The organism is Mesorhizobium sp. M7A.T.Ca.US.000.02.2.1 (assembly GCF_003996995.1).
In the GTDB taxonomy this organism is placed as follows: Bacteria; Pseudomonadota; Alphaproteobacteria; order Rhizobiales; family Rhizobiaceae; genus Mesorhizobium.
This window is the reverse complement of sequence record NZ_RZTT01000883.1, coordinates 1-549: the sequence shown is the minus strand read 5'-3', so window position 1 is coordinate 549 and position 549 is coordinate 1. Positions and strand designations below refer to the sequence as shown.

Sequence of the window (549 nt, the reverse complement as noted above, 5' to 3'; positions counted from 1 at the left end):
GGAAGCCGAAGACCTCGCCAACGCGCCAGCGGAACCTGCCAAGAAGCCGGCCCGCGCCAAGAAAAAATGACCTGAAGCCGCACAGGCACCAACTCCTATCCGGAGGCTGTGACGGTCGCTTCCTTCCCACCTCTTCACGCGAAGCAATTTCAACCGAAACCGGGATGTTATCTCGCCCGTCGACGGTCGATGATCAACGCCTTTCAGACAGGAGACCGCCATGACCGCACTGCCGCTCGAAAAAGCCAGGCAAATCATCGATGCCGCCTTTGCCAAGGGCTCCGATCTCAAGCTTAAGCCGCTTGGCGTCTCGGTGCTCGACGCCGGCGGGCATCTGGTCGCCTTCCAGCGCCAGGACGGCGCCTCGTTCCTGCGCCCGCAAATGTCGGCCGGCAAGGCCTATGGTGCGCTCGCCATCGGCATGGGCTCGCGCAAAGTCGAGGCTTTCGCCAAGGAGCGCCCGGACCTCGTTGCCGGCATCTCAGACGTCTCTGGCGGACGCGTGCTGCCGGTCGTCGGCGGCGTGCTGATCCGCGACAAGGCCGGAGC

At 64.3% G+C, this 549-nt stretch carries 1 protein-coding gene; it reads left to right on the top strand.

Annotated elements, in window-relative coordinates; translation table 11 throughout:
* Nucleotides 1-220 precede the first annotated feature (220 nt).
* Nucleotides 221-549: heme-binding protein (locus EOD15_RS35275; protein WP_127409384.1), on the top strand; the 329-nt coding region annotated here is incomplete at its 3' end.